The organism is Mycobacterium sp. E3298, assembly GCF_001666895.1.
Taxonomy (GTDB): Bacteria; Actinomycetota; Actinomycetes; order Mycobacteriales; family Mycobacteriaceae; genus Mycobacterium.
The window spans coordinates 1-3,996 of the sequence record NZ_LZJB01000477.1; the positions used below are offsets into that span (position 1 = coordinate 1).

At 67.6% G+C, this 3,996-nt stretch carries 4 protein-coding genes; all 4 read right to left on the bottom strand.

The genetic code is table 11. The features are described 5' to 3' along the window. A partial coding sequence (locus A9X05_RS21770; protein WP_197499164.1) for an acyl-CoA dehydrogenase family protein occupies positions 1-439 on the bottom strand: 439 nt, incomplete at its 3' end. Continuing rightward, positions 436-1,578: an acyl-CoA dehydrogenase family protein gene (locus A9X05_RS21775; protein WP_067784014.1), complete on the bottom strand. Its 1,143-nt coding sequence runs from the start codon at positions 1,576-1,578 to the stop codon at positions 436-438. The genes A9X05_RS21775 and A9X05_RS21770, both read right to left, overlap by 4 nt. 89 nt (positions 1,579-1,667) lie before the next feature. Next, a complete protein-coding gene (locus tag A9X05_RS21780; protein ID WP_067784019.1) occupies positions 1,668-2,639 on the bottom strand; it encodes an alpha/beta hydrolase in 972 nt (323 codons plus the stop codon). 144 nt (positions 2,640-2,783) lie between these two features. After that, the gene (locus A9X05_RS21785; protein WP_067784022.1) at positions 2,784-3,932 is read right to left on the bottom strand and encodes an amidohydrolase family protein; all 1,149 of its coding nucleotides are present in this window, start codon (positions 3,930-3,932) and stop codon (positions 2,784-2,786) included. Between the last annotated feature and the right edge of the window lie 64 nt (positions 3,933-3,996).

The window sequence follows — 3,996 nt, forward strand, 5'->3', positions numbered from 1 at the left end:
GTTCGGCCCGGGTGATGACGCCGGCCAGGTCGGACCCGCCGCTGGGCTCGGACAACAACTGAACCAGCACTTCGTCACCGCGCAGCGCCGCGGCGATGTGGCGCTTCTTTTGCTCCTCGCTGCCGGTGTCGAGCAGTGTGGCACAGCAGATGGTGAACGTGGGGGTGTTGAGGATCAGCGGCATTTCGTAGGTGAGGGATTCGGCGTCGAAGGCCTTCTGATACTCGTAGTCGAGTCCGAGTCCACCGTACTCACGGGGAAAGCAGATCCCCGCGAATCCTCCTTCGTACAAGCGCTTTTGGAGTTCCCGAGCCCGAAGCCAGGATCGCTCGTCGTCGCGCGGGGCTGGCGGGGGTGACTCGGGATCGATGGGGGGCATATTGTCCGCCAGCCATGCCCTGGCCCGGGCCGCGAAGTCGGCAACGGATTCGGTCGTCATGGGTCCGAACGCCCCGCCTTCTCGTGCTCGTACACCCGCAGGTTGTGTTCCTCGGGCGTCCCGAACATGGAGCGGTACAACGTGACCCGACGCAAGTAGAGGTGCAGGTCGTGTTCCCAGGTGACGCCGATGCCGCCGTGCATCTGCACGCAGGCCTGAACGATCTGGCCGGCCATCTCACCCACGTAGGACTTGGCGATGCTGGCAGACAGCCCCGCCTCTGGCGAGTTCGCCGCGACGTCGGCGACCGCCGCGGCCGTAGTGGCGCGGCAGGCTTCGAGCCACAGCTTCATGTCGGCGAACTTGTGCTTGAGGGCTTGATAGGACGCCAACGGGCGCCCGAAGGTGTGCCGATCCAGCGCCCACTGCACGGTCAGGTCGAACACTGTCTGCAGGATCCCGACCACCTCGGCGCACTGCAGGACCTGGGCGATTTGGCCCTGCCGGTCGACGAGCGCGGCCGTCTCGGCGGCGGTGCCCACGGCCGCGGATCGCTCCACCACCACGCCGTCGAACCGCACCCTGGCGTATTGCTTGACCATGTCCACCGACTGCTGCGGGACCACCGTGACGCCGGGCGCATCGGTCGGGACCAGGAACTGGCGCACCTCGTCACCGCAACGCGCCACCACCAGCAGCACCGCGCTCTGCGCGCCCGCCTCGACCCGGTCCTTGGTGCCGTCAATCCGGTAGCCGGAATCGGTGGGGGTGGCCGTCACCGAGGGGTCCAGCGGCGCCCATCCGCGGCCGGGCTCCGAAACCGCCCACGACGCCACGGTTTCGCCGGACATCAACGCATCGATGGTCGCGAGGTGGGGCTGCCGGTCCGCGCACCCGACGAGCGCGGCCAGCACGGCGCTAACCGGATACAAGGGTCCCGGCGCCACCGTCTTCCCGAGCTGTTCGGCGACCAGTGCCAGATCCGCCAAACCGCTCTCCGTAATGCTGCCGCCGCCCAATTCCTCGGGCACCAGCAGGCTGGTCCAGCCGAGCTCCGCGGCGCGCAGCCACCAAGCCGGATCGAAGGACTCCCCCGCGGCCTGCAACTCGCGCACGCGGCGCAGCGGCGCTTCCTTTTCCAGGAATGCTTGGGTTGTCGAGGTGAACAGCGTCTTTTCGGGAGAGTCGAGTGTCGTCATGCTGCCTCTCGTGGAGGAATCGCCGGCGTATCGATCCTAGCAACGAGCGCTACGGTAAGAGCTACCGGAGTGCCCTCGATAGCGCACCGCTACATGGCGAACACACGGCGCAGCGAGCGCGCGTGCAGCGCCCGGTTCTCCTGCGAAACAACCCAATCGGGAACCAACGAGTCGAACCCATTGAACGCCGCTGCGATCACGTGCAATTCGGTGTGCACGTAGGCGTGCAACAGCCTGTTCGCGTAGTCGATGGCCTCGTCGCGGCACGGATCGATCTCGGCGCAGCTGATGAAGGTGGGCGGTAGGCCCTCGAGGTTCGCCCGGTGCGCGGGCACGTGCTGACCGTTGGCGCTGGCGTGCCCAAGGTAGTGCCCCCATGCCCGGCTCACCGCAGGCCCGTTGAGACCCGGGGTGCGCTGAAACTCACGCCGCGACTGGGTGGCGTCGGAGTCGAGCATCGGCTGGTGCAGGATCTGCACCAGGATCTGGGGGCCTTCGTCATCGAACATGCGCTGGCTCAGGCCCGCGACCAGGGCCGCGCCCGCGTCGCGGCCCATCACCGCGATGCGGTTGACGTCCACGTTCAGGTCCGCGCAATTCCGGATGGCGTAGTAGAAGCCGGCCTCGACGTCGTCCAACGCCGCCGGGCAGGGGTGCTCCGGGGCGAGCCGGTAGTCGACCGAAATCAACAGGCAACCGCCTGCCCTGGCCAACTCCACGCACTGCGCGTGATCGGTGTCCAGATTTCCGGTCACGAAGGCTCCGCCGTGGGCGTACAGGACGAGCGGCGAGCCTGACTCGGCCCGATCCAGGTTGGGCCCCCGGTAGAGACGAAGATTCAGCTGGTGGCCGCCCGGGCCGGCGATGGTGCGGGTCTCGATGGCGACATCGGCGGTGTCGACGTCCGCGGCGCGCTCGGCGGCGAGTCGGCCGGCGTGTTCGCGTTCGGCGGGCAGCGTCTCGGCGCGGAATTCGACGACGCCCAGTGCGGTGGCGGCCTCCCGGAGCACGGGGTCGATCCGGGTAAGGCCCTGCGGGCGCGTCAGATTCGTTTGTGTCATACCCTCTCCGCTTCCGGGCTCACCATGCGGGCTCGTCGGATCCCGGCGCGGGACGTGCCGGAAACCCTCTTCAAGGTAGACCTGTGATCAGGTGTGGTGAAAGACGAGGCGCTTGTCGCCGGAGCCCCGGCCATGGGCCCCGACTCAGCGTTCCCCGGGAAGCGCCTTGACCGTCGCCGGCAGCCCATAGAGGGCGGTCGCGTTGCCGCGCATGATCCGCTCGCGCTGGTCGGCCGGGAATCGGTTGATCGCGTAGGACGGCGCGTCGTAGCTCCAGTGTGGGTAGTCCGTCGAGAACATCAGGTTGTCGCCCATGTCCATCATCTCGAGGTACTCGCGGAACTGCACGGTGTCGGTGTCTTCCAGCGGCTGGGTGGTGAACCGAACATGTTCGCGCACATAATCCGACGGGCGCCGGCGCACGTGTGGCAGGTCGCCGCGGCGGGCCTCCCAGATGCGGTCCATCCGCGACATGACCGGCATGGCCCAGGTGAAGCCGCCTTCGACGAACACCACCCGCAGGTCGGGGTGACGGTCGAACGCGCCGTCGAACACCAGGCTCATCAGGTGCGAGACGTACAGCAGCGGCCAGGCGGCGAAGAAGTCGTGCCAATGTGCCGGATTGCCAACCGGATACAGCGGGATCAGTTCGAAGGGCGTCTGCCCCATCAGGTGCGTCGCCACCGGGAATCCGTTGCGGGCCGCGGCTTCGTACAGCGGGTCGAAATGCGGGTTGCCGAAGGGGATCCCACGAGTCTGGGGCGTCATCAGCACCTGGGCCATGTACGGGTGGCCCGCCCAGCGCTCGACCTCGCGCGCCGCGCGCTCGGGCGTCTGCGCGCTGACGCTGATCGATCCGCGCCAACGGCCGTGCCGGTTGTTCTTGTCGAGCCAGACGTCGGCGAGCCAGTCGTTGTAGGCGGACTTCAGCGCGTGTTCGGCTTGCGGCAGCTGGGCGTCGCACATCGGCTCGAGGGTCGCGATGCTGACACCGGCATCGAGCAGCAGCTGCTTCGCAGCGAATTCCGGGTCGCTGCCCGCGACGCCCCCGTCGGGCGGGGCGGCGTCCAGTCGCAGCGACATCGTCTTGTACGAATCGGGTGTGTCGTAGAAATGCGGCACCGGGGCGACCGCGTTGCCGGTCGGCCAGATCTTGTCCACCCATTCGGCCGCCGCGTATGACTTGAGCACCTCGGTCGAGACGGGCAGCGGGTGCACATCGGTGTCGACGATGGTGACCGCTATTTCGTCTTCTCGACCCGTTGCGGAGTCGATCCGCTCGATCGTCGTCATCGGACACGCTCCTTCAATCCGTAGAGCTCGCTGGCGTTGCGCCACAGCACCTTGTCTCGCTGCG